Annotated in this window: 19 protein-coding genes and 2 pseudogenes; 12 read left to right on the forward strand and 9 right to left on the reverse strand. The window is 73.5% G+C overall.

Annotated features, from left to right (window positions below; all coding sequences use genetic code 11):
- The first annotated feature begins 46 nt into the window (after nt 1-46).
- From ACIBIW_RS01130 to ACIBIW_RS01150, 5 genes are read left to right on the forward strand one after another with little or no spacing between them, the layout of a single operon-like run.
- Complete coding sequence (locus ACIBIW_RS01130; RefSeq protein WP_399330558.1) at nt 47-1,042, forward strand: ABC transporter permease; 996 nt, start codon at nt 47-49, stop codon at nt 1,040-1,042.
- Nucleotides 1,039-1,938: an ABC transporter permease gene (locus tag ACIBIW_RS01135; RefSeq protein WP_399330560.1), complete on the forward strand. Its 900-nt coding sequence runs from the start codon at nt 1,039-1,041 to the stop codon at nt 1,936-1,938. The genes ACIBIW_RS01130 and ACIBIW_RS01135 overlap by 4 nt, the downstream gene beginning before the upstream one ends.
- The gene (locus tag ACIBIW_RS01140) at nt 1,935-2,876 is read left to right on the forward strand and encodes an ABC transporter ATP-binding protein (protein WP_399330562.1); all 942 of its coding nucleotides are present in this window, start codon (nt 1,935-1,937) and stop codon (nt 2,874-2,876) included. Before ACIBIW_RS01135 ends, ACIBIW_RS01140 begins: the two co-directional genes overlap by 4 nt.
- Complete coding sequence (locus ACIBIW_RS01145; RefSeq protein WP_399330564.1) at nt 2,873-3,772, forward strand: ATP-binding cassette domain-containing protein; 900 nt, start codon at nt 2,873-2,875, stop codon at nt 3,770-3,772. Before ACIBIW_RS01140 ends, ACIBIW_RS01145 begins: the two co-directional genes overlap by 4 nt.
- Entirely contained in the window at nt 3,769-6,210 is a 2,442-nt protein-coding gene (locus tag ACIBIW_RS01150) for a glycosyl hydrolase 2 galactose-binding domain-containing protein (protein WP_399330566.1), read from the forward strand. Before ACIBIW_RS01145 ends, ACIBIW_RS01150 begins: the two co-directional genes overlap by 4 nt.
- A 49-nt stretch (nt 6,211-6,259) precedes the next feature.
- Here ACIBIW_RS01150 and ACIBIW_RS01155 read toward each other — a convergent pair whose 3' ends face one another.
- Nucleotides 6,260-7,126 carry an EamA family transporter gene (locus tag ACIBIW_RS01155; protein WP_399330568.1) on the reverse strand — a complete coding sequence of 289 codons (867 nt, stop codon included), beginning with the start codon at nt 7,124-7,126 and terminating at the stop codon, nt 6,260-6,262.
- Nucleotides 7,127-7,178: 52 nt separating this feature from the next.
- Here ACIBIW_RS01155 and ACIBIW_RS01160 point away from each other — a divergent pair, with 52 nt between their 5' ends.
- The 3 genes from ACIBIW_RS01160 (at nt 7,179) to ACIBIW_RS01170 (ending at nt 9,609) form a co-directional block, all read left to right on the forward strand.
- Nucleotides 7,179-8,063, forward strand: a complete 885-nt coding sequence (locus tag ACIBIW_RS01160; RefSeq protein WP_399330570.1) for a MurR/RpiR family transcriptional regulator — start codon at nt 7,179-7,181, stop codon at nt 8,061-8,063.
- Between the two features lie 106 nt (nt 8,064-8,169).
- Nucleotides 8,170-9,114 carry a dihydrodipicolinate synthase family protein gene (locus ACIBIW_RS01165; protein WP_399330572.1) on the forward strand — a complete coding sequence of 315 codons (945 nt, stop codon included), beginning with the start codon at nt 8,170-8,172 and terminating at the stop codon, nt 9,112-9,114.
- A gap of 141 nt (nt 9,115-9,255) precedes the next feature.
- A complete protein-coding gene (locus ACIBIW_RS01170; RefSeq protein WP_399330574.1) occupies nt 9,256-9,609 on the forward strand; it encodes a hypothetical protein in 354 nt (117 codons plus the stop codon).
- Between the two features lie 61 nt (nt 9,610-9,670).
- On the opposite strand, the gene ACIBIW_RS01175 is transcribed toward ACIBIW_RS01170, so the two are convergent.
- The 5 genes and pseudogenes from ACIBIW_RS01175 to ACIBIW_RS01195 form a co-directional block, all read right to left on the reverse strand.
- Nucleotides 9,671-9,904, reverse strand: a complete 234-nt coding sequence (locus ACIBIW_RS01175) for a helix-turn-helix domain-containing protein (RefSeq protein WP_399330576.1) — start codon at nt 9,902-9,904, stop codon at nt 9,671-9,673.
- A 25-nt stretch (nt 9,905-9,929) separates the two neighbouring features.
- Nucleotides 9,930-10,514 carry a DUF2975 domain-containing protein gene (locus ACIBIW_RS01180; protein ID WP_399330578.1) on the reverse strand — a complete coding sequence of 195 codons (585 nt, stop codon included), beginning with the start codon at nt 10,512-10,514 and terminating at the stop codon, nt 9,930-9,932.
- A 270-nt stretch (nt 10,515-10,784) separates the two neighbouring features.
- Nucleotides 10,785-11,348, reverse strand: a pseudogene (locus tag ACIBIW_RS01185) (phosphotransferase family protein); the annotation flags it as partial.
- Nucleotides 11,240-13,681 (reverse strand): annotated as a pseudogene (locus ACIBIW_RS01190) (FtsX-like permease family protein); the annotation flags it as partial. The pseudogenes ACIBIW_RS01190 and ACIBIW_RS01185, both read right to left, overlap by 109 nt.
- Nucleotides 13,675-14,424, reverse strand: a complete 750-nt coding sequence (locus tag ACIBIW_RS01195) for an ABC transporter ATP-binding protein (RefSeq protein WP_399330580.1) — start codon at nt 14,422-14,424, stop codon at nt 13,675-13,677. The gene ACIBIW_RS01195 and the pseudogene ACIBIW_RS01190, both read right to left, overlap by 7 nt.
- A 186-nt stretch (nt 14,425-14,610) precedes the next feature.
- On the opposite strand from ACIBIW_RS01195, the gene ACIBIW_RS01200 reads away from it, so the two are divergent.
- Complete coding sequence (locus tag ACIBIW_RS01200; protein ID WP_399331859.1) at nt 14,611-15,882, forward strand: sensor histidine kinase; 1,272 nt, start codon at nt 14,611-14,613, stop codon at nt 15,880-15,882.
- A complete protein-coding gene (locus tag ACIBIW_RS01205; protein WP_399331861.1) occupies nt 15,882-16,514 on the forward strand; it encodes a response regulator in 633 nt (210 codons plus the stop codon). Before ACIBIW_RS01200 ends, ACIBIW_RS01205 begins: the two co-directional genes overlap by 1 nt.
- A 69-nt stretch (nt 16,515-16,583) precedes the next feature.
- On the opposite strand, the gene ACIBIW_RS01210 is transcribed toward ACIBIW_RS01205, so the two are convergent.
- The 3 genes from ACIBIW_RS01210 to ACIBIW_RS01220 all read right to left on the reverse strand — a co-directional run bounded on the left by ACIBIW_RS01210 (nt 16,584) and on the right by ACIBIW_RS01220 (nt 21,045).
- Nucleotides 16,584-18,101 carry a cryptochrome/photolyase family protein gene (locus ACIBIW_RS01210; protein WP_399330582.1) on the reverse strand — a complete coding sequence of 506 codons (1,518 nt, stop codon included), beginning with the start codon at nt 18,099-18,101 and terminating at the stop codon, nt 16,584-16,586.
- Nucleotides 18,098-19,624 carry an SDR family oxidoreductase gene (locus ACIBIW_RS01215; RefSeq protein ID WP_399330584.1) on the reverse strand — a complete coding sequence of 509 codons (1,527 nt, stop codon included), beginning with the start codon at nt 19,622-19,624 and terminating at the stop codon, nt 18,098-18,100. Before ACIBIW_RS01215 ends, ACIBIW_RS01210 begins: the two co-directional genes overlap by 4 nt.
- A gap of 245 nt (nt 19,625-19,869) precedes the next feature.
- Nucleotides 19,870-21,045, reverse strand: coding sequence for an FAD-dependent monooxygenase (locus ACIBIW_RS01220; RefSeq protein ID WP_399330586.1), 1,176 nt, complete (start codon nt 21,043-21,045; stop codon nt 19,870-19,872).
- Between the two features lie 565 nt (nt 21,046-21,610).
- On the opposite strand from ACIBIW_RS01220, the gene ACIBIW_RS01225 reads away from it, so the two are divergent.
- Together ACIBIW_RS01225 and ACIBIW_RS01230 are read left to right on the forward strand one after the other, a co-directional pair.
- On the forward strand, nt 21,611-21,898 hold the full coding sequence (locus ACIBIW_RS01225) for a hypothetical protein (protein WP_399330588.1): 288 nt from the start codon (nt 21,611-21,613) through the stop codon (nt 21,896-21,898).
- Complete coding sequence (locus ACIBIW_RS01230; RefSeq protein WP_399330590.1) at nt 21,865-22,143, forward strand: hypothetical protein; 279 nt, start codon at nt 21,865-21,867, stop codon at nt 22,141-22,143. The genes ACIBIW_RS01225 and ACIBIW_RS01230 overlap by 34 nt, the downstream gene beginning before the upstream one ends.
- Nucleotides 22,144-22,223 lie beyond the last annotated feature (80 nt).

Genomic DNA, 22,223 nt, shown 5'->3' on the forward strand with positions numbered 1-22,223 from the left:
GCCACCGGGCGGCCGACCAGGCCCGCACCCCCGGGAGGGAGAGACCTTGCGCCACTACTTCGCCCGCAAACTCCTCGTCTACGCACTCACGTTCGTGGTCGCCGTCACCGTCAACTGGATGATCCCGCGCTTCATGCCGGGCGACCCGGTCGCCGCCATGATCTCCCGGGCCCGGGTCTCCCAGCCCGAGGCGGTCGAGGCGATGCGCTCCTACTACACCCGGCTCTTCGGCTTCGACCAGCCGGTGTGGCAGCAGTACCTGCACTTCTGGTCGTCGCTGTTCCAGGGCGACTTCGGGCTCTCCATCTGGGTGTTCCCGAAGCCGGTGTCCGACGTCATCCTGGACGCGCTGCCGTACACCCTGGCCCTGATGGTCCCGGCGATCCTGCTGAGCTGGGTGGTGGGGAACTGGCTGGGCGCGCTGGCCGCGCGGCGCAGGCTGCTGGACAACACGGTGCTGCCCGCGAGTTACCTGCTGACCGCGATGCCGTACATGTGGATCGCGGTCATCCTGGCCTGGGCGCTCGGCTCGAAGGCGGGCTGGTTCCCGCTCTCCGGCGGCTACGGCCTCGACAAACAGCCCGCGCTGACCGGGGAGTTCATCGCCGACGCGCTGCACCACTGGGTGCTGCCGTTCCTCTCGCTGTTCCTGGTCGCGCTCGGCGGCTGGGCCATCGGCATGCGCAACATGATCATCTACGAGCTGGAGGCGGACTACTCCTCGTACCTCTCCGCGCTCGGCGCACCCCGGCGGCTCATCAGGCGCTACGCCTTCCGTAACGCGGTGCTGCCGCAACTCACCGGTCTTGCGCTCCAGTTGGGCGTGCTGGTGGCGGGGGCGCTGGTGACCGAGATCGTGTTCGCGTATCCGGGGCTCGGCAGCCTGATCCTCGCGGCCATCCAGAACCAGGACTTCTTCCTGCTCCAGGGCGCCTTCCTGTTCATCGTGGTGGGTGTGCTGATCGCCAACTTCGTGATCGACCTCGTATACGTCGTCGTCGACCCGAGGACCCGCACCGGAATGACGGGAGGCAGGGCATGAGCACCCTTCCCGAGGCGGCCGCCGTCACCGGCGCCGCCGAGGCGCCCGCACCGCGCCGCGAGACCCTGCACTACGCGGTGCGCAACCCGAAGCTGCTCGTCGGCCTCGCGATCGTGCTGCTCCTGCTGCTCGCGGGCCTGGTCGGGCCGCTGCTGCTGGACAGCTCCGACCCCAACGAGTACGTGGGACCGCAGGCCGCCGCGCCCGGCGGTGACTACCCGCTGGGCACGACGACGTTCGGGCAGGACGTGTGGGCGCAGTTCGTGTACGGGCTGCGGGCCACGTTCCTGGTGGGGGTGGTCGGCGGTGGTATCGCGGCCGTGATCGCCATGCTGGTCGGCTTCCTGGCCGGCTACCGGGGCGGCCTCGTCGACGAGGTACTGAACATGCTCACCAATATCGTGCTGGTGATCCCCACCCTGGCGGTGCTGCTGATCGTCAACGCGTATCTGGGGGTGCGCAGCGTCCCGGTGCAGGGCGTGTTCATCGGGGTGACGTCGTGGCCGTGGGCGGCGCGGTCGATCAGGGCGCAGACGCTGTCGCTGCGCGGCAGGGAGTTCGTGGACCTGGCGCGGCTCAGCGGCAGCCGTACCTGGCGGATCGTCTTCCGGGAGATCGCGCCGAACATGAACTCGTATCTGTTCATGATGTTCATCTTGCTGTTCGGCGGGGCGATCCTCATCGCGTCGTCGCTCGACTTCATCGGCCTCGGGCCCACCGACGGTGTCTCGCTCGGGCTGATGCTCCAGAGCGCGCAGCAGTGGAGCGCGCTGCAACTGGGCATGTGGTGGTGGTTCGTACCGCCGGGCGCGGGCATCACGGCGATCGTCGGCGGCCTGTACGTGGCCAACGTCGGCCTCGACGAGGTCTTCAACCCGAAGCTGAGGGAGTCATGAGCCTCACCGTGAAGGACCTGCGGGTCCATTACCGGACGCTGCGCGGCGACGTACAGGCGCTCGACGGGGTGTCGTTCGGCGTCGCGGACGGCGAGATCCTGGGGCTCGCGGGCGAGTCCGGCTGCGGCAAGACCACCCTCGGCAAGTCGCTGATCAGGCTCGACGGGCGGATGCGGCACATCGGCGGCACCGTGGAGCTGAACGGCACGGCGCTGCCGCTCGCGGACGACCGGGCCATGAACGCGTTCCGCTTCCACGAGGTCTCGCTCGTGCCGCAGTACTCGATGAGCGCGCTCAACCCGACGCGCCGCGTCGGCCGTATGATCCGCGAGCTGCTCGCGGCGCGCGGGGCCCGGGTGGACACCGCGGAGCTGCACCGCAGGCTGGGTCTCGTGGGCCTGGCCCCCGACGTCCTCGACCGCTACCCGATCGAGCTGTCGGGCGGCATGAAGCAGCGCGCCGTGATGGTGATCTCCACGCTGCTCGACCCGGCGCTGCTGATCGCCGACGAGATCACCTCCGCGCTCGACGTGTCCACCCAGCAGGCGGTGGCGCGCGCCCTGGTGGGCCTGCGGGACCGCGGACTCGTGGGCAGCATGCTGTTCATCACCCATGATCTGGCGCTGACCTCGCACATCGCCGACTCCATCATGGTGATGTACGCGGGCAAGCTGGTGGAGAAGGCACCGGCGCACACGGTGACGGCCGCGCCCCGGCACCCGTACACCCGCATGCTGGTCGACTCGCTGCCGGAGGTCGGGGTCCGGCACGCGAAGCGGCGCCTCACCGGTATCGAGGGCAGCCCGCCGCCGCTGCTGCGGCCCCCCGCGGGCTGCCGGTTCCGGGAGCGCTGCCCGCTCGCGGACACGGGCTGCGAGCAGGAGCCCCCGGTCACCGAGATCGCCCCCCGCCACCACGTCGCCTGCTGGAAGGCATGATGCTCACCCTCGACCAGGTCACCAAGACGTACCGCACGGGCACCCTCGGCGGCGGCTCCTTCACGGCCGTGGACCGGGTGTCCTTCGCGGCCGGCAAGGGCGAGGTCGTCTCGCTCATCGGCGAGAGCGGCAGCGGCAAGTCCACCATCGGCCGGATGGTCCTGGGGCTGACACCGGTCAGCTCCGGCGCCCTCACGCTCGACGGGCGCCCGGTGCGCGGCGGGCGCGAGTACTACCGCCGGGTGCAGGGCGTGTTCCAGGACCCGTTCAGTTGCTACAACCCCGTCTTCAAGGCGGACCGGGTGTTCGCCATGATCAGGCACGCGTACCATCCGAGGGTGCCCGCCGGTGAGTGGGCGGCCCGGGTGGAGCGGGCCGTCAGGGATGTGCGACTCGATCCCGGCGCCGTCCTCGGCAAGTACCCCCACCAGCTCAGCGGCGGCCAGCTCCAGCGGCTGCTGATCGCGCGTGCCCTGCTCCTCGACCTCACCTTCCTCGTCGCCGACGAGATCACCAGCATGCTGGACGCCTCGACCAGGATCGACGTCCTCAACCTGCTGGCCGACCTCAAGGAGCGCGGCCTCGGGGTCCTGTACATCACCCACGACCTCTCGCTCGGCACCTATCTCGCCGAGCGCACCGTCGTGCTGCGCCGCGGCCGTGTCGTCGAACGCGGCGACACCCAGCGGGTGTTCGGCAACCCGCGCCACCCCTACACCCGGACGCTGCTGGCGTCCGTGCCGCGGCTCGGCGCCCCGTGGACGGAGGCGGACCCGGTCACGGAGTGCGCCTTCCACGCGGCGGGCGGCGGCGGGGCCGGAGCCCTGCGGGAGACCGAGCCCGACCACTTCGTCGCGTGTGCCCAGCTACCCGACTGCGGAAGGAACGCCGCGTGAGCACCACCCCCCTGCCAGGACACCACCGCACCCCGTTGACCGAGGGCTGGACGCTGACCGCCACCGACCCAGCCGCCCGGGTGCCCGCCGCGCTGCCCGCCGGTGGTGTGCGGGCGAGCGTGCCCGGCTGTGTGCACACCGATCTGCTCGCCGCGGGCCTGATCGACGACCCGTACCTCGACGACAACGAGACCCGGCTCGGCTGGATCGGCCGCACCGACTGGACGTACCGCACCTCCTTCGACTGGTCGGACAGCGGCCACGACCGCACCGACCTGGTCTTCGAGGGCCTGGACACGGTCGCCGACGTGGTCCTGAACGGCACCGTCGTCGGCACGGCCGCCAACCAGCACCGCGGCTACCGCTTCCGCGCGGACACCGCGCTGCGCGCGGGCGCCAACACCCTTGAGGTGCGCTTCACCGCCCCCTACGCCTATGCGGAGGAGATGCGCGAGCGCCTCGGCGCGCGGCCTGGCGCGTATGCGGAGCCCTACCAGTACATCCGCAAGATGGCCTGCAACTTCGGCTGGGACTGGGGGCCGACGCTGGTCACCTCGGGCATCTGGCGGCCGGTGGCGCTCGAATCGTGGAGCGGCGCCAGGATCGCGTCCGTGCGGCTGCTCGCCGACGTGGACGCGGCGGGGGTGCCCAGGGCCGCGGTCGCCCTCACCGTGGAGCGGGCCGACGAGGGTACGGCGCCCGCGCCCGACGCGGTACTTGAGGCGGTGGTGGAGGTCGCGGGGGTGCGCACGGTGCTTCCCGTGCCCGCCGGGCTCACCAGCAGCGAGGTCCGCTTCCCGGTGCCGGACGCCGGGGTGTGGCAGCCGCTCGGGCGCGGCGCGCAGCCGCTGTACCCGGTGTCGGTGCGCCTCGGCGACCAGGAGTGGCGCGGCCGTACGGGCTTTCGCCGGGTGGCGCTCGAACGGGACGCGTTCCGGGTCTCGGTCAACGGCGAGGCGCTGTTCGTGCGGGGGGTGAACTGGATTCCCGACGACTGCTTCCCGGCGCGGGTCACCCGTGAGCGCGTCGCACAGCGCCTCGACCAGGCGGTGGCGGCCGGGGTGAACCTGGTGCGGGTCTGGGGCGGCGGCCTCTACGAGAGCGACGACTTCTACGAACTCTGCGACGAGAAGGGCCTGTTGGTGTGGCAGGACTTCCCGTTCGCCTGCGCCGCCTACCCGGAGGAGGAGCCGCTGCGCACGGAGGTGGCGGCGGAGGCCCGCGAGAACATCGTGCGTCTCGCGCCGCACCCCTCGCTGGTGCTGTGGTGCGGCAACAACGAGAACCTGGAGGGGTACGAGGACTGGGGCTGGCGCGACGAACTCGGGGGACGCACCTGGGGCCGCGGCTACTACCACGAGCTGCTGCCCGCCCTGGTCGCCGACCTCGACCCCACCCGCCCCTACTGGCCGGGATCGCCCTACTCCGGCTCCCCCGAGCTGCCCCCGCAGGACCGCGGGCACGGCACGGTCCACCTCTGGGACGTGTGGAACCGCGTCGACTACACCCACTACGCGGACGAACCGCCGCGCTTCGTCGCCGAGTTCGGCTTCCAGGGCCCGCCCGCCCACGCCACCCTGCGCCGCGCCATCGGCGGCGAACTCGAACCCGGCGCACCGCTGCTGACACACCATCAAAAGGCGGTGGGCGGTGACGAGAAGCTGCTGCGTGGCCTGGGCGAGCACCTTCCGCGCCCGGTCGGCTTCGACGACTGGCACTGGCTGACCCAGCTCAACCAGGCGCGCGCGGTCGACTTCGGCATCCGCTACTTCCGCTCGCACATGCCGTACTGCATGGGCAGTATCGTCTGGCAGCTCAACGACTGCTGGCCGGTGGTGTCCTGGTCGGCGGTGGACGGCGACGGCCGCCGCAAGCCGCTGTGGTACGCGCTGCGGAGGGTGTACGCGGACCGGTTGCTCGTGGTGCGGGACGGCGCGGTGTTCGCGGTGAACGACAGCGCGCTGCCGTGGGAGGGGCGGCTGCGGCTGAACCGGCACGCGTGGGACGGCACGGTGCTCGCCAAGGAGGAGGCGGAGGTGTCGGTGCCGCCGCGCTCGGTGGAGCGGGTGGCGCTGCCCCCGTCGGTGGCGGCGGCCGCGGACCCCGCGGCGGAACTCCTGGTGGCCCACCTGGGGGAGGCGCGTGTGCACCACTACTTCGCGGAGGACACCGCCCTGGCGCTGCCGAGGCCCGCGTACGACGCGCGGGTGGCGGCGGACCCCGGTGGCGGGTACCTGCTGACGGTGACGGCCCACACCCTGCTGAAGGACCTCACGGTCTTCCCCGACCGCCTCTCCCCCGCCGCCGAGGCCGACGACGCGCTCGTCACCCTGCTGCCCGGCGAGACCGCCCGTATCCGGGTCACCGGCGCCACCCTCCCCGACCCGTCCGCGCTCGCCTCCGCACCGGTGCTGAGGTGTGTCGGGGACCGGGGGTAGCGGCCCGCGGCGGGGCGTCCGCGACGGCGCCCCGCCCCGGGGGCCCACCTCACCCCAGGGCTATCCCCACTATCCCGGTCAGTACGATCGCGGCCCCGACGAGTCTGCGTACCGGGTGGGGCTCGCCGAGCACGCGCCACGCCACGAGGCTGCCGATGACGATGCTCAGTTCGCGGACCGGTGCGACCACGCTGACGGGTGTGGTCCGCATCGCGAACAGCACGAACAGGTAGGCGAGCGGGGACAGCACCGCGACGACCAGTGTCTCGCGGCGGTGCGTGCGCCACAGCCGGGCGGCCTCGCGCCTGCGGGCCATCGCGTACGGGGTGAGCAGGGCGCTCTGCAACACACAGCCGGCGGTGAAGTAGAGGAGGGGCGGCATCGCGAGGGTGCCGACGGAGTGGTCGTCCCACAGGGTGTACCCGGCGATCGCGGCGCCCGTCAGCACGCCGTGGACGACGCTGCCGACGCGCGGTCCGCCGCCCGCGGCGGCCGGGTTGACGCTGATCACGCCCACGCCGAGCACGACGGCGGCGACCCCGGCGATCTGTACGGCCTGGGGGTGCTCCCCGAGCAGCAGCACGGCGACCGCCACGGACAGCAGCGGTCCCGTGCCCCTGGCCAGCGGGTACACCACCGACATGTCGCCCACGGCGTAGCCCCGTTGCAGGATCAGGCCGTAGCCGACGTGCAGCACCGCCGTGCCGAGCGCGGCGGCGCTCCACCACCCCCAGTCGGGCCGCACGCTCCCGAGGAGCAGGCTCCCGGCGGCGACGGGCAGGCAGAGCACGGCGGACGCCGTGTAGTAGCACCAGACGAACACCGCGCCACCGGCGCCGACGCGCTTGGCCGCGAAGTTCCAGGCGGCGTGCAGGACCGCCGCGCCGAGCAGCAGCGCCAGCGAGCCAGCGTGCACGGCACCCCCCGCGTTGGAAACTCAGTTTCCAAAATATGGTATCAAGAGAAACGTGATTTCTGATGCGGGTGCCGGTGGACGCCCGGGCGTCGCCGGAGGGCTGCGTGCCACAGTCGCGGCCGTACTGCCAGGGCTGCGGCCCAGTGACGCGAAGGTGATGCGCCTGGTGCTCGACGACCCGGCGTTCGTGCAGTCGGCGACCACCGCCGAGATCGCCGAGCGGGCCGGGGCCTCCCCCGCCACGGTGGTCCGCGCGGCCCGCGCGGCGGGTTTCGAGGGGGTCGGCGACCTCAAGCGCGCGCTGGTCAGGGAGCTCGCCCTGCGGTCCAACTCGGCGCCGCCCGAGGAGCTGACCGAGGGCGCCACCACGGCCGAGATCCGGGAGCTGGTACTGGCCAGCCATGCCGCGACCATCGGCGCGACCCGTGCGACGGTCGACCCGGAGGCGCTGACCCGCGCCGCGGCGCTGCTCGCCGCCGCCGACATGATCAACGTCTTCGGGGTGGGCACGTCGGCCGCGCCCGCCGCCGACGCCGCCTACCGGTGGACCGCCATCGGCTGCCGGACCGCCGCCCCCCACGACGCCCGCACCGCCCAACTCCAGGCGGGGCTGCTGAATCCGGCCTCGGTGCTGGTGGCGGTCAGCCACTCGGGCCAGAGCGCCGAGACGCTGGCCGTCGCCGACGCCGCGCTGGGCGCGGGGGCGAGCGTCGTCGCGATCACCAGTTTCGCCTCGTCGTCACTGGCGGAACGGGCCACCGTGGCCCTGGTCGCGGGCGGCCCCGACCTCGGCCTGCACATGGCACCCGCGAGCAGCCGCCTCGCCCATCTCGCGGTCGTCGACATCCTCCACGCCGCGATCAGCCTCACCGACCCAGCGAGAACCCGACACGCACTGGCCATCGCCGAGGACATCAAGAAGGCGCATATCCGCTGAGCGCCGGAGGCGCAGCCGACGGTGGGACCAGAGGTCGGGGCCACCTCATGCCGGGGTCGGACATAGGATGTCCCATGTCCGATAACCACCCTTCCCCGGAGGCGCCATGCGGCCGCTCGACACCCGTACCCTGAACGGCGTCTGGAGCACCGCACTGCTCCCCCTGCGCGAGGACGAGGGGATTGACTTCCGGCGTCTTGCCGACACCCTGGACGCGGTGCTCGGCTCCGGGGTGCACGGCGTCTACACCAACGGCAGCGCGGGCGAGTTCCACACCCTCGGCGAGGCCGAGTACGACCGGCTGCACGATCTTGTGGCGGAGCGCTGCACGGCGGCGGGGACGCCGTTCCAGCTCGGCGCCGGGCACCCCTCGGGGCAGCTCTCGCTCGACCGGATTCGCCGCGCCGCCCCGCTGCGCCCCGGCGCCATCCAGGTCGTGCTCCCCGACTGGCTGCCGCTCACCGAGGACGAGGCCCTGGACGCGCTGCGCCGCATGGCGGGGGCCGCGGACGGGGTGCCGCTCGTGCTGTACAACCCGGGCTGCGCCAAGACCCAGGCGGGCCCCGCGCTGTTGGCCAGGATCGCCGCGGAGATACCGGAGGTCGTCGGCCTGAAGGTGCCCTCGGTGACGGTGGCGGAGGGGCTCACCGACCGGTTCGCGGTGTTCGTCGCGGGCCACACCCTGGCGAGCGCCCACCGCGCGGGCGCCGCGGGCTCGTACTCGAACGTGGCCTGTATGAGCCCCGCGGGCGCGGCGCGCTGGTTCGCGCAGATGACCGCGGACCCGGCCGCCGCGCTCGCCCTCGAAGCCCGGATACGGGCCTTCCTCGACGCCCACATCACGCCCCTGGCCCGCGCGGGCTACTGCGACCCCGCGCTCGACAAGACCCTCTGCGCCATCGGCGGCTGGAGCGGCACCGGCACCCGGGTCCGCTGGCCGCACCGGCCGGTTCCGGAGGACCGCATTCCGGCCCTGCGCGCGGCGGCCCGGCGCGCCCTTCCCGAACTGCTCGACGACCCGCTCGGCCCCGGCACGCCCCCGCACATGTGATCCTCACCCGGCACCCGTGAAGATACCGGCGGTACGCGGGAGAATGGGGGTGTCAGAACCCGCGCGGGAGGGCGCGCGAGCGCCCCGCACCCCGCGGGGCCCGCAGGAAGCGTGACACCGCAGGACCCGTAGGAGGAGAACATGGCGGAGCCAGACCGGCCCCGTAGCGCACCGCGGCTGCGACCGGCCCCGCTGCTCTTCGAGCCCGCGGCGGCAGCCGCCGACCCCGAGCACTTCTTCGACCTCGAATCCCTCGACGACCCGGGGGAACTGCTCTCCCGCGCCACGGAACTCGCCCTCGCGTTCCGCGCGGCCACCGACCGCGCCGTCGAGTACCAGGCGATGGCCGCGGCCCAGCTCGCGGACCCGCGCCGCTTCGACCGCCTCACGCCCGACGCGGTCGCGGAGCGGGCCGGCTGGACCGAGGACTACGCGAAGAAGATGATCGAGTACGGCCAGGACCTGCTGCGGCGCGGGGGCGAGGAGCGGAGCTGAGCCGCGGCCGGGGCGGCCGTTTCCGCGGGGCCGTGCCGCCGGGCCGCCCCGGAAGGGGCCGTCACCGCGGGGCGGCGGGGTCGTGGGTGATCAGGTCGCCCGGCTGGCAGCGCAGGACTTCGCAGATCCGCGACAGCGTGGAGAAACGGATGGCCTTGGCGCGCCCGTTCTTGAGGATCGACAGGTTGACGACGGTGATGCCGACCTGCGCGGACAGTTCGGTGAGCGTCATGCCGCGCTCGTCGAGGAGCCGGTCCAGGTGGACCCGGATGGTGTGAAGATCCTCTTCCGACATCAGGCCGTCTCTTCGGGTTCGCGCATCAGACTGTCCCTTCGAGATCCTCTCGCATACGGACGCCGTCCCGCATGATCCTCCCCATGATCACGGCGGCGAGCCCCGCGACGACGAGCACCAGCGGCCCCGAGACCGTCGGCCCCGAGCCGATCATCGGCGCCATGCTCCCGACCAGCCAGGAGTGCGACCAGCCGACGACGAGCCCGGTCAGCGGCGTCCCCAGCGCGACGAACCAGCCGAGCGTGGACAGCCGTCGCGACACCGCGTCGGTGAACGGGCCCTTGTCCAGTACGCACTTGAGCAGCCGGGAGAAGAGCATCAGCGCGAGGGCGGCGAAGAGCAGCCAGGGCAGCGCTCCCCCGATCTCGGCCGCGCGCTGCCCCGCGGACGGGGCGTCCTGGCACAGGCGCGTACCGGCGCCGGTCGCCTCCACCCCGTCGGCGACCGGCATCCGGCTCCCCAGCGGGGTGTTGTGCCAGAAGCCCGTCTCGACGCAGATCATCCCGTCGTCGGTCGCGTGTGTGAGCGTCTTGGCGACGAAGCCGAGCCCGCAGATCACCGAGATCGCGAACGTCACGGACGCCAGGTTCCTGGTGAGTCGCGTGTCCATTGCACCCTCCCATCGATTATCGATATGCCCCAGGGTAGGGGAGCATATCGATAATCGACAACCCCGGGGGGATGCGCGGACCGCCGGGGACGCGGTTCAGCCGCGCGCCCACCCGTCGAGCGTGGCGGCCAACGGCCGTACGACCCGCGCTTCGAGCCAGTCGCACCGCTCACGCCCGTAGCCGCGCGGGCCCGCCTCCACCCACATGATCAGATGGAGGTAACCGCGGTAGAGGGCGAGGCGCTCGCGGGTGGCGGCGTCGAACGTGACAATGCCGCCCGCGGCCCGGTACCCGCGCAGGAAGTCGGTGTCGTCCTCGATGTCACCGAAGAGCGCGAGCGACACGAAGTCGGCGGCGGGATCGCCCCAGAAGGCCCGCTCGGCGTCGACGAGCGCACCGATACGCGGCGCCGCGCCGGTTCCGCCCCGCCCGTCGTGGGCGATGAGGACGTTCCCGTCCCACAGGTCGAAGTGGACGAGCCGGGGTGTGGTGACACCGTCCAGCACGTCCGCCCGCGCGGCGAACAGCCGCCGCACCTCGTCCACGGGACGCGGCAGCACGGCGCCGAACCTGGCGGCGTCGTCGAGCACCCCGCCCACCATGGCGAGGAACGCGTCCCGCCAGCGACTGGTGAGCGGCCCGAAGGGCCCGGCCGGGTAGCCGAACCCCGCGCCGGTGAGGGTGTGCAACTCGGCGACATACCCGCCGAGTTCGGCACGCAGCCGCCCCCGCTCCCCACCGCCGGGCGGCGCAGGGCGAGGGCGGCCGGGGTGACCGACGCGACCACCGCGAGCAGTGCGCACGCGCCCACGGCCGCTCCGAGTGCCGCCCACGGGATCTCGACGGGCGCCCGCGCCGAGAGCAGGGCGAGTGCGCCCCACATGCCCGCCAGGTCGAGCCCGGCGACCAGCGCCCCCAGCAGCCCGCCGACCGCGACCACCGTCAGCGCCTCGGCCGCCACCATCCGCAGCACCTGCCCGCGGGTGGCGCCTGCCAGCCGCAGCACGGCCAGTTCGCGTACCCGGTCGGAGGTCGCCATGACCATCGTGTTGGCCAGGGAGATGCCGGTGTAGAGCAGGGCGATCCCGAGGACCAGCAGGAAACCCGCGCGGGTGGTGCGGTCGGCCGCCGGGCGCGTCGCCCGCAACCAGGCGTCCCTGGTGCGGACTTCACCGCCCGACGCCCGTACCGCCGCGCGCAGGCCCGCGGCCACCGCACTCGCGTCCGCGCCCCGGCCGAGACGTACGTCGACCCGGTCGACGGGCGCCGCGGGGGCGTTGCGCGGTGTGACGTAGACGCCGTTGTCCCCGGTGCCGGTGGTCATCACGGCGGCGATCCTCAGGGACCTCCTGGTGCCGTCCGCGAGCCACACGTCCACCCGCTGGCCCACGGTGTGCTTCTCCCACTCCTCGTTGACGATGATCGAGCCGTCGTCGAGGTCGCCCGCGCTCCCCTCGGCGAGCGGGAGGCGCGCCGTCGCCGTCAGCGCTCCCGGTTCGACGGCCCTGGCGTCGGACCTGGTGAGCGCCACACCGTCCGCCAGCACGTACACGGCGCTCGCCGAGCTTGCCGACACCTGCGCGCCCGGCACCGCCCGCAGCCGCCGCAGTGTGGCCACGTCGAATCCGGCGTCGTCCGCCGGGGTGAGCACGTAGTCGGCGGCCGTCCGCGCGCGTGTCCCGGTGGCCTTCGCCCCGTCGAGGGTCGCGGTGGCGCCGAGCAGCGAGCCCGCCAGTGCGACCGTGACGAGCACCGGTGCCGCGACGGCGGCGGTGCGGCGCACCCCGGCGGCGGCGTTCTCCCTCATCAACATCCCCACGGCGCCGGGCAGTTGGGCGGGCAGCCAGGCGAGCAGCCGGGCCGGGGGCCGCACCAGCACGGGTGCCAGCAGCGCCACCGCGGTGATCAGCAGCATCGGGCGGCTCACATAGGTCTTGCGGTGGAGCAGGCCGCCCGGGTCCGTGGCCAGGTCGAGGGCGGACAGCACCACGGCGCCGGTCAGCAGCGCCGCGCCGAGCAGCAGACGGCCCCGTGTCATCGCCCCCTTGTCCACGGACGCCTCGCGCAGCGCCTCGGCGGGCCCGGTGCGCCCCGCACGCCAGGACGCGGCGAGCGCACCGCAGAGGGCCACGAGCAGCCCCGTCCAGAACGCCATGTGGTACGGCCAGATGTGGTGGCCGACGGTGAACCAGCCGGGCGCGAGGCCCTGTTCGACCGCCCACGCCGCGAGCCGCGGGGCCCCGTGGGAGCCGAGCACGCAGCCCGCGGCCGCGGCCGACGCGCCCACCCCCAGCGCCTCGTACACGACCATGCGGCGGACCTGCCCCGGTGTCGCCCCCGCGGTGCGCAGCAGCCCGAACTCGCGGCGCCGCTGGGCCACCGTGAACGCGAAGGTGGAGGCCACCACGAACACCGACACGAAGCCGGTGACACCCCCGGCCGTCCCGAACATGGCGTTCATCGCCGTGAGCGCCTCGCCGTCCCGGTCCGGGTCGGGGTCGGCGTACCGGCGTGCGTTCCCGGTCAGGACCCGGACGCCGCTGCCGCGCACCGCCTCGCGCACCGCCGCCGCGTCCGCGTCGACCACGAGCTGGAGGCTGCGCGGCGCCAGTGCGGCGGCGCGTGCGTCGGTGTAGAACACGGCGTTCTCGAAGCCGCGCCCCGGCACGGTGCCGACGACGCGCACCGTGCCGCCGCCGGTCCGCAGCACCGCGCCCGGACGCGCCAGGTCCCCGGTGGTGACGACCTCGTCCGCGGCCCGTGGCGCGCGTCCCGCGTCGAGCCGGTACGGCGTGAAGGCCGCCGTCGACCAGGGGTGGCCCACCAGATCGGCGGGGGCGCCCGCGGCCCGCACGGCGAACGAGCGGTCCCTGACGACGGTCCCCAGGCCGCGCAGCCTTGCGACCACGTCGTCGGGGACGGCGCGCGGCTGTGCGAGCCTCCGGCTGCGCACACCGACGGGGGTGGGAACCTCCAGGGTGTCCTGGCCCCTGACGACGACGGGTGCGGCGGCGAACCGCTGCGGCCCCCGCTCCGGCGCGTCCGCGGAGGACGCCAGGACCAGCCCCATGACGGCGAGCAGCGCCACCCCCAGGCAGAGGGCGACGAAGCTGCCGACGAAGGTGACCCAGCGGGTGCGCAGGGTGCGCATGCCGATGCTCAGCACGGCGCCGCCTCAAGCCCGGCCATGCGGGCCGCGACGTCCTCGGCGCCCGCGCCGACCAGTTCGCCGTTGACCCGGCCGTCGACGAGGAAGACGACGCGGTCGGCGTGACCGGCGGCGACCGGGTCGTGGGTGACCATGACGACCGTCCGGCCGTCCCCGTCGACCATGCCGCGCAGCAGGGCGAGCACGTCGCGGCCGGTGCGCGAGTCGAGCGCGCCGGTGGGCTCGTCGCCGAACAGCACGTCGGGCCGGGTGATCAGGGCGCGGGCCAGGGCGACCCGCTGCTGCTGGCCGCCGGACAGCTCCGCGGGGCGGTGCCGCGCCCGGTCGCCGAGCCCCACCTGCTGGAGGACCGCGCGCACCCGTGCCTTCTTCGGGCGGCGGCCTGCCAGCCGCAGCGGCAGGGCCACGTTCTGCTCCGCGGTCAGCGAGGGCAGCAGGTTGAACGCCTGGAACACGAAGCCGATGCGCTGCCGGCGCAGCAGGGTCAGCCTGGTCTCGCTCAGCCCGGTCAGCTCCGTGCCGCCCACGGTGACCGAGCCGGAGGTGGGCCTGTCCAGGCCCGCGGCGCACTGGAGCAGGGTCGACTTGCCGGACCCCGACGGGCCCATCACGGCGGTGAAGCTCCCCCGCGGGAAGGTCAGCGACACCCGGTCGAGGGCGGTGACGGACGTGCCGCCCGCGCCGTACCGCCGGGACACGGCGCGCAGCCGGACCGCCTCGTTGTTCCTGTGTTCTTCCACCAGTACCTGCTTCTCGGCTCGTCGGAGCCTCCACGAAACCCCGGGGGCGTGCCGCGGCGCAGTACGGCAGGGGCGAGAACCGGGGTAGGGCCGGGCATACCCCCGGTACGGGCCCGGGGCGGATGGCACAGGCCGCGCAGCGCGCCTACGGTCGGGCGCATGCACCCTCGGAACGTGTGGCAGGCCATGTCCCGGCCGGGCTTCCTGCTGTCGGCCTGGCCGTGGCGCTCGGCCGCGTACCTGCTCACCGGCGCGGTGACAGGCGCCGCCGCGCTGGTGGGGACGGTCACCGCGGCAGCGGTGGGCGGCGCGCTCGCGCTCGTCCTCGTGGGGCTACCGCTGCTCGTCCTCGTCGCCCTCGGCGGGGTCCCGCTGGCATGGGTGGAGCGGCGCAGGCTGCGCCTTGTCGACGGCCGCCGGGTGTCGGGGCGGCACCAGATGCCTGCCGCGCCGGGGCTCAGGGCGTGGCTGGCCACCCGGCTGCGCGAGGAGGCGACCTGGCGCGAGCTGGGGTATCTGCTGCTGTTCGCCGGGGTGTTGTGGCCGTTCGACGCGCTGGCGGTGACCGCCGCCGTGCTCTTCCCGCTGTCCATGGCCGCCGCTCCCCTGCTGATGGCCACCGTCGGCGGCGGCCACGAGGCGAAGGTGCTGAAGCTGTGGACGGTCACCACCTGGCCCGCCGTCTTCGGCGTCGCGGTGCTTGGCGTGCTCCTGCTGGGCGCGGGCGCCTATCTGCTCGGTGCCACGGCGGGTGCCCGAGCCGGTCTCACCCGGCTGCTGATCGCCTCACGCGAGGGCGAACTCGGCGCCCGGGTGGTCGAACTGGCCCGCTCCCGTGCCCGGTTGGTCGACGCCTTCGAGGCCGAGCGGCGCCGTATCGAGCGCGATCTGCACGACGGTGCCCAACAGCGCCTGGTGGCCCTGACGATGGCCCTCGGCCTCGCCCGGCTCGACGCTCCGCCCGGACCGCTCGCGGACCAGCTCGCCAAGGCGCACGACGAGGCGGGCGCGGCACTCACGGAGCTGCGCGAACTCATCCACGGCATCCACCCCAAGGTCCTCACGGACTACGGCCTCGCGGCCGCCGTGGCCGACGCCGCGGAACGCTGTGCGGTCCCCGTCGACGTGGATCTCAAGCTGCCCGGCCGGCCGGGCAGGGCGGTCGAGGCCGCGGCGTACTTCGCGGTCTGCGAGGCGCTGGCCAACGTGGCGAGGCACAGCGGGGCGGGCCGCGCGCGGGTGAGCGGCGGCCACCGCGACGGGCGCCTGTTCCTTGAGGTGTGCGACGACGGCCGGGGCGGCGCCGACCCCTCGGCCGGCAGCGGTCTCACCGGTCTCGCGGACCGGGTGTCGGTCCTCGATGGCAGACTTGCCCTGACCAGTCCGCCGGGCGGACCGACCCTGTTGCGTGTGGAGCTTCCTTGCGAGTTGAGCGGCACGGCCGACCGCTGCGCGTAGTGCTGGCGGAGGACAGCGTGCTGCTGCGGGACGGGCTCGTCGGCCTGCTCACCCGCTTCGGGCACGAGGTGGTCGCGGCCGTCGGGGACGCCCCCGCGCTGCTCGCCGCGGTGGCGCAGCAGGCGCCCGACATCGTGGTGACGGACGTGCGGATGCCGCCCGGCTTCCAGGACGAGGGCCTGTACGCGGCGGTGCGGCTGCGCGAGCGGCAGCCCACGCTTCCGGTACTGGTCCTCAGCCAGTACGTGCAGCGGACGTACGCCGCGGAACTCCTCGACTCCGGCGACGGATCGGGCGTCGGCTACCTGCTGAAGGACCGGGTGGGCCAGGTCGAGGCGTTCGTGGCGGCGCTGCGCGAGGTGGCGGACGGCGGGACGGTGGTCGACCCCGAGGTGGTACGCCAACTGCTGCGCCGCCGCCGCGACCCCCTGGACTCGCTCTCCCCCCGCGAACGCGAGGTGCTCGCCCTGATCGCCGAGGGCAGGTCCAACGGCGCGATCGCCGAGGAGCTGGTGGTCTCGGAGGCCGCGATCGGCAAGCACGTCGGCAACATCTTCACCAAGCTGTCCCTCCCCCCAACAGAGGGAACCCACCGCAGAGTTCTGGCGGTCCTGGCTTATCTACGCGCTTGACGCCGAGGGGAGGGCCGCGCCCTTCAAGCGATGCCGATCGCCTTCTGACGACACGTCAGCGAAGGGGCCTCACGGCGCCGCATCCCCCCGGCTCCGCTCCTGGCGGCGCAGCTCGTCCAGGTCGGGGAGGCGGTCGAGGCCGTGTACCGCCTGGGCGGTGCGGGGGTTGTGGGCGAGGCGGGAGCGGTGGCGGTGGAGGAAGGTCCAGTAGCCGGCCGTGTAGGGGCAGGCGTGGTCGCCGGTCCTGTCGCCCGGACGGTACGCGCACGGCCCGCACAGGTCGCTCATCCGGTTCACGTACGCGCCGCCGGTCGTGTACGGCTTCGTGGTCATACGGCCGCCGTCCGCGTACTGGGACATCCCGACGACGTTGGGCACCATCACCCAGTCGTAGCCGTCCACGAAGCTGCGGTGGAACCAGTCCGTGACGGCGGCCGGGTCCCAGCCCCGCTGGAGGGCGTAGCTGCCGAGGACCATGAGACGGGGGATGTGGTGGGTCCACCCGGTGTCGCGGACCTGCGCGAGCACCGTGTGCAGGCAGCGCGCGCGCACGTCGTCCGCGTCGAGGGTGTCCCACCAGTCGGGCAGCGGCGCGGTGTGCCGCAGCGCGTTCGAGTCGCGGTACCCCTCGCCGAAGTACCAGTAGAGCTGCCACACGTACTCGCGCCACCCGGCGATCTGCCGGACGAAGCCCTCCACGCTGTTCAGCGGCGCGCGGTCGGCCCGCCAGGCGGCCTCGGCGCGCTCCGCGCACTCCGCGGGGTCGAGCAGGCCGAGGTTGAGGGAGGACGACAGCAGGCTGTGGCTCATGACGGGGTCGGCGGCGAGCATGGCGTCCTCGTACGGGCCGAAGGCGGGCAGCCGGTGCTCGACGAAGCGCCGCAGGGCCGCGCGGGCCTCGGCGCGGGTCGCGGGGAACACGCGCGGCCCGTCCCGGCCGACGAAGGAGACATCGCCGTCGCGCTCCCAGCGGTCGAGGTCGTGGCGTACCTCCTCGTCGATCTCGTCCTCGCGCGGCCGGTAGGGGGCGGGCACGGGCAGGGTGTGCGCCTCGCGCGGCGGTGGCTCGCGGTTGTCGTGGTCGAGGTTCCACCGGCCGCCCGCCGGGGTGTCCCCCTCCATCAGCAGGTCGTGGTCGCGCCGCACCCACCGGTAGAAGTCCTCCTGCCGCAGCCTGCGCCCGCGGTGTCCCTCGGCCCACGCCGCGAAGTCGTCCATGGCCATGAGGAAGCCGCGTGCCGGGCCCACCGTCACCTGGGGCAGCGAGCGCACCAGGCGCAGGGCGGCGTACGAGGTCGGGTGGTGCACGCTCACCGGCCCCTCGCCCACGGCACGCGCCAGGCCCTCGCGGTAGGTGTCGGCGCGTACGTACGTGAGCCGGTCGCCGAGTTCCGCGGCGCGGTGCCGCATGGCGGAGAGCACCAGGTGTGCCTTGGCGCGGTGGAAGCGGCGGCGCCTGAACACCGAGCGGGCCTCGATCATCAGCAGGGGTGTGTCGCGTTCGAGGCCGCTGTCCCGGGACGGGCGCAGGAAGTGCGGCCCCAACTGGTCGCCGAAGAGCCAGTGCACGGGGCCGGGGCCGGTCATCGGCGCGGGGGTGCCGACTTGGCGGCGGCCGCGGCGATGTTGCGTGCCATGCCGCCGAAGACGACGGTGTGGAAGGGGGAGATGGCCCACCAGTACATGTGGCCGGACAGCCCACGCGGGTGGAACAGCGCGCGCTGCCGGTAGCGGCTACGTCCCCCGCCGCCCCCGGCCCCCGTATCCTCCGTCTCCACCCGCATCTCCAGCCAGGCAAGACCCGGCAGCCGCATCTCCGCGCGCAGGCGCAGCAGTTGGCCGGGCTCGATCTCCTCCACCCGCCAGAAGTCCAGCGAGTCGCCGACCCGCAGGTGCTGCGCGTCGCGCCTGCCGCGGCGCAGTCCGACGCCGCCGACGAACCTGTCGAGCCAGCCGCGTACCGCCCAGGCCAGCGGGAAGGAGTACCAGCCGTTGTCGCCGCCGATCCCCTCGACCACCCGCCACAGCGCCTCCCGCGAGGCGTCGACCGGCAGTTCGCGCTCGTCGCGGTAGAGGCTGCCGCCGGCCCAGTCGGGGTCGGTGGGCAGGGGGTCGCTCGGGGCGCCGGGCAGCGCGGCCGACGACCAGCGGGTGGCGACCTGGGCCTCCCGCACCCTGCGCAGCGCGAGCGCCAGCGTCTCGTCGAACGGCATCGGCACACCGGGGGCGTCGGGCACGTAGCGGGCGATGTCGTGCTCGTCGCAGACGGCCTCGTGCCGCAGCGACTCCGTCAGCGGCCGGGCGAGCGGGGTGGGCACGGGCGTGACGAGGCCGACCCAGTAGCTGGAAAGGCGGGGGGTGAGGGCGGGCACCGGCACGATGAGGCGGCGCCGCAGCTCGGCGACGACGGCGTAGCGGCGCATCATGTCGCCGTAGGTGAGGACGTCGGGGCCGCCGATGTCGAAGGCGCGGTTGACGTCGTCCGGCATCGCGGCCGAGCCGACGAGGTAGCGCAGCACGTCCCGTACACCGATGGGCTGCGTCCTGGTCTGTACCCAACTGGGGGTGACCATGACCGGAAGCCGCTCGGTCAGATAGCGAAGCATCTCGAACGAGGCCGATCCCGAGCCGATGACGACGGCCGCGCGCAGCACGGTGGCGGGCACGGGCGCGTCGAGGAGGACGCGCCCCACCTCTGCGCGGGAGCGCAGGTGCGGCGAGAGCGACCGCTCCGGTACGCCGCGCGGGGTGAGCCCGCCCAGGTAGACGATCCTGCGCACCCCGGCGGCGTGCGCCTGCTCGGCGAAGACGCGGACCGCGCGGCGGTCGGTGTCCTCGAACCCCGACCCGGTGCCGAGGGCGTGCACCAGGTAGTACGCGACGTCGATGCCGCGCATGGCGTCGGCCACGGACTCCGCGTCCATGACGTCCCCCTCGACCGCCTCGGCCTCGTCGGCCCAGGGCTGGTCGCGGAGCTTGGCGGGGGACCTCGCGAGGCAGCGCACCCGGTACCCGGCCTTCAGCAGCTCCGGCACGAGGCGTCCGCCGATGTAGCCGGAGGCCCCGGTGACCAGGCAGTGCAGCGGCTCCCGTGCCGTCTCCGTGCCCACGGTGCTCCCTCCTGCGCGCTCTCCGTCGCCGTCTCCCACCGCCCGATCATGTCGGAGGCGGGCCGCCCGCGCGCCCGCGGGAAACGGCCGCGGTTGCGGGTCCGGCGGGCGCTCCCGCCCCGGCCACCGCGTCGACGTGCGCCTTCCGCCGCGCTGGTGCCGGTGCCGGGCCGCGCCCCCGGCTGACGCCGTACAGGTGACACGCGGGCCGCGACGGTGCCGTGGCGGGCACGCCCCGGGGGCGCTCAGCCGCGCTCCGGCAGCGCCCCGATGTCGTACTTGTAGAGCCAGGCCGTCGCGCGGGCCTGGGCGTGGCGGAAGACGTACGGCATGACGAGGTCGCGCACGCGGCGCCGCACGGGCCCCGGGGCCTTGGCGTCCCGGTTGGCGGTGGCGGCCCTGGCCATCCTGGCCACCCGGGACCTGCGGCGGCGCTCGTACCCGGCGAGGGCCGCCTGCGTCGACGGCTCCCCCGCGAGGCACTGCGCGAGGACCACCGCGTCCTCGACCGCCATCGAGGCGCCCTGTCCCGCGCCCACCGGGTGCGCCGCGTCCCCGATCAGGACCATGCGGTCGGTGTGCACCCGGGGGACCTCGGCGAGGGTGTGCATCGGGGTGGGGCGGTGCAGCGCGGCGGCGGCGCGCACGATCTCGTACGGGACCGGGTCGTCGCGGTAGACACCGGCGAGCTTGGTGACGCCCTCGTCCCCGGTGAAGCCCTCAAGGTCGGGCGGGCGGGGGTCGGCGACCTGCGCGGACCACCACAGGGTGCCGTCGGGCGCGGGCAGGTGGAGGAAGGCGCCGTGCCGGGCGAAGACCATGTTGAAGCAGCCTGGCTCCGTGGGGACGCCCTCCACGGCGGCCGACTCGGTGACGCCCGAGACGGTGAAGAAGCCCGCGTAGCGGGGGCTCGGGGCGGTGGGGTCGAGCGCGGAGCGGGTGGCGGAGCGCAGGCCGTCGGCGCCGACGAGGAGGTCCGCGGTGTGCTGCGAGCCGTCGGTGAACTCGGCGCGCACGGCGCCCCCGACGGCTTCCGCGCCGACGAGCCGGTGGTCGGTGACGATGCGGACACCGGCGCGTACGGCCTCTTCGCGCAGCACGCGGACGAGTTCGGCGCGCATCAGGGTGACGCTGTGCAGGGGGTCGGAGTCGAGCCTGCCGCGCGGGCCCGCACCGAGGAGCTTGCCCGAGCCCGACCACATGCGCTGGTGGGGTACGGGGAATCCGGCGGCGGCGACCTCGTCGAGGCAGCCGAGGGCGCGCAGTGCGCGCAGGCCGTTGGAGGCGAGGCTCAGGAAGGAGCCGACCTGTCCCGCCGGGTCGGCGTACGCCTCGTGGATGGTGACGTCGGCGCCGATGCGACGCAGCGCGATCGCGGCCGCGGCACCCGCGACACCCCCACCTGTGACCAAGACGTCCATCGCGTCCCCCCTTGAGTTCCCTGGACACCAGTTTACTGAAAGTAGATTCACTGAAACTCGCTTCAGTAAACAGAGCGTCCACCCCTCCGGTCAACCCCCTTCCGGAATCGGTCGATCCCGGACACTCACCCCTCCATCCCTACGCTTGCGCTACTACACCATGAAACCCTCCGACTTCAGAAAGTGACCGAAACGTCCCAGCCGATCAAGAACATGTTTGATTCTGATAGTTGACGTACCTGATCCAGATTCACGTACATGGATTACGGGCCATCAACTGGCGAACCCGAGCGGGGCGCTTCGCCTTCTCACGTCGCCTCGGGGCCCGGAGTCGCCGGGCTCGCCGTACATGTTTCTGACGCCACCTCCCATCCCTGGACCACATCCGGAATGCGGCCCCATGCATCTGATGTGTTTTCGTGGTCGATTGTGTTGACACTTGTCGTAACGCATGTGACGGTTTGGGGACTTGGCCGCTTCCCGGCCATCTCTCGCGGGCCGGTCAAGAGGCCCTGATTGCGCACTGTTCGTCCATCGGCGGAAAGATCGGCGGAAAGTGAGAATCATGGACCCGGACATACGTCGCCGCAGCGTCCTGACCGCGGCCGCCCTCGGCGGCACCGCCGGGGCGCTCGCCCTCCCCTGGGACGAGCTGCCGAAGCTCGACGACCGCCACACCGACTACGCCCGCGCGCTGGCCTCCCTCGGGATCAACAGCGCCGTGATCAACAACGTCAACACGGGCGCCGACTACCTCGACACCCCCTTCCTCGACAAACTCGCCGCGCTCGCCGGGGTGTTGGGCCGCCACGCGACTACGTGCGCCACGCCGCACCCCGCACGCTGCGGCTGAAGCTGCCCGCGGGACCCTGCACGGCGCATCTGCTCACCTGGGACCCCAACACCTTCACGAAGACGATGGTCGTGAGCGTGGACGGCGAAGAGAGGGCACGCGGCGCCGAGTTGACGGGCCGTCAGTTTCAGTGGCTGCGGGTCCCGCTCGACGGCGGCCCCGCGGGCCGCGAGACGGACGTCGGCCTCTCGGCGAAGGAGGGCCAGACCTGGCACCTCGCCGCCTGCGTCGTCCTGGCGGAGTGAACGGGCGGGGCGGGGAGCGTCCGCACACTCCCCGCCCCGCCCGTTCGCGGCCCCTCCCCCGGAGGGCCGGTGCCACCGCC

Source organism: Streptomyces sp. NPDC050560 (assembly GCF_044457285.1).
Lineage (GTDB): Bacteria > Actinomycetota > Actinomycetes > Streptomycetales > Streptomycetaceae > Streptomyces.